At 29.2% G+C, this 2295-nt stretch carries 2 protein-coding genes; one reads left to right on the top strand and one right to left on the bottom strand.

Going from position 1 to position 2295, the window contains the following annotated elements; all coding sequences use genetic code 11:
* Window positions 1-255: 255 nt before the first annotated feature.
* Window positions 256-1200 (bottom strand): Gfo/Idh/MocA family protein, encoded by a 945-nt coding sequence (locus ACI32A_RS03915; RefSeq protein WP_439753721.1) that lies wholly within the window; start codon window positions 1198-1200, stop codon window positions 256-258.
* A gap of 397 nt (window positions 1201-1597) precedes the next feature.
* Between ACI32A_RS03915 and ACI32A_RS03910 the strand changes: the two genes are divergently transcribed.
* Window positions 1598-2254 carry an ATP-binding protein gene (locus ACI32A_RS03910; protein ID WP_439753720.1) on the top strand — a complete coding sequence of 219 codons (657 nt, stop codon included), beginning with the start codon at window positions 1598-1600 and terminating at the stop codon, window positions 2252-2254.
* Window positions 2255-2295 lie beyond the last annotated feature (41 nt).

Genomic DNA, 2295 nt, shown 5'->3' with positions numbered 1-2295 from the left:
TTTACAATCAGTGGCTTAGACTACCTTCATCAACTTTTTAGTTGAACTTAGCGATTTTTTTTAAAATTGATATTTTAATTGAATATAAAAGTATATATGGAATTTGTTCTAGATTTTTAAAAATTGAAGAAAAGTTCATCTAAAATTTGAATGGATTTCTATGTTGTGGATGTCCATTATAAATGAACGAAATGAAAAAGTCGATAGAAAAAGATAATATTTGTGCCATTTCATCTCAAAAAAACAGATGTTCTCTTACATCTGTTTATATAGATCTTCAACAATTTTTACTGCATAAATTGTTTTTTCTTTGTTCATGACTGGACTTTCTGTTAATCCTTTTTCTATACATTCTTGAATATGATTGTTTTCATAGACGAATTCAGATGTGTAAGGAAAATCAAAATGAGTCATGTTTCCATCAATATGGACATCCAATCCATTGGATTTCCAAAAGTTTTTTACAACAATATAGCCTTTTGTTCCATAGAAAATGGCTTCATTTTTAAGTGCACAGCACATGGAAATAACGGAGGATACAATAATGTCATTAAACAATAATGTAAAATGAACCACATCATCTGCACTTCCTTTTCCTTTTATGAAATGAGCATCATATTGATAGCTTGGTTCATCAAATAAAAAGCTTAAAAATTCAACTGTATATGTACAGCTTCCATATAAAGCTCCACCACCTGAGGCATGATCTGTCATCCAATGTCCTTCTGGAAATCTTCCCGGAAAACCGGCTGATAAATTGATGTATTTAATGTCTCCAATTATTTTTGTATCCAATAATTCTTTTAATTTTAATGTTGTTGGAAGAAATACAGATTTCTGTGCTTCCATTAAAAAACAATGATTTTTTTTAGATAATTCAAATAATTCAATGGCTTGTTCTTTTAAAAGTACAAATGGTTTTTCAACAATAACGTGTTTATGACATTCTAAAGCGTATTTTGCCCATCTATAATGAATCGCATTCATTGTGGGAATATAAATAATATCTATATTTTCATCTTCAATACATTCTGAATAACTTCCATAATAATGTTCAATGTTATGTTTTTTCGCAAATTGTTTTGCGTTTTCTAAATTTCTGGATGCGATGCCATATACAAATCCATTTTTACTTTCCCTAACACCAGCAATATATCTTGCACAAATCGATGCTGTACTCAAAATTCCATAATTCAACATAATACTCACCTGCTTTTTTTATAATTATATATCAAATCATTGTCTTGTTTATGAAAAGATTTTATTTCGTTCATCAATTGCAGTTTTTTGTCGAAGCTATAAAAATTCCAACATTCAATAGAAGACTCATTACATGAATAATCTTGATTTCTCTATTAGACCTACTATACTACAGTTTTTCCAGTTTTTGAGAAAAAACTCTTTTTCGAAAAAATCTATTAAACCTTTTCAGAACATTAATATTAGTTACTTTTATGATTTCCGTTATTCTAGTTGAAATTTAGGGACTAGTGTCCGTGAATTTCATCTATTGACCTACTTTAGTATTGAAGTTATAATATACTTAGTTGAAATTCATGTACAATTTGACCTTATTTTTCAAATAGGAGGAGCTGATATGCTTGCAAATAGAGACTTATATTTAAATCGACTGATACAAAAAAAGCATAATCCATATATAAAAATAGTAACCGGAGTAAGAAGATGTGGAAAAAGTTTTCTCTTAAAAACACTGTTTTGCAAGCACCTTTATTCTTTGGGTGTTTTGGAAGATCAAATTATCATTGTTGAACTGGATGATGATAGATTCGAAGAATTAAGAGACAAGAAAAATCTTAGAAAATTCATCGAGAGTAAAGCAAATGATCAAAGCAAGCAATATTACATCATAATTGATGAAATTCAGATGGTCACAGATTTTGAAGGCACAATCATTTCATTGAACAACCATCCTAACTATGATGTTTATATTACTGGTAGTAACTCAAAATTTCTTTCAAAAGATATTTCTACCAGATTCAAAGATAGAGGTGTTGAAATACGTATTCATCCTCTCTCATATGCTGAATACTATGAGACATACGAAGGTGACAAACACTTTGCATTAAATGAATACCTTACTTTTGGTGGTATGCCGTATCTCTTGAATGAACAGGACGAAGTAGAAAAAATGCGTTATCTAACAAATCTAATTAATCAAACCTATCTTACAGATGTGATTGAAAGAAACAATATTCGTCTTTCTGAAGAATTTAGTGCCCTTTGTATTTGTTAATTTAAATGTGAGCCACTTTTGGTTGAATTATCAATCGAAAA

The organism is Floccifex sp., from assembly GCF_051873555.1.
Taxonomy (GTDB): Bacteria; Bacillota_I; Bacilli_A; order Erysipelotrichales; family Erysipelotrichaceae; genus Floccifex.
Note: the sequence above shows the minus strand (reverse complement) of the source record. Positions and strands in the feature narration are given on the sequence as shown.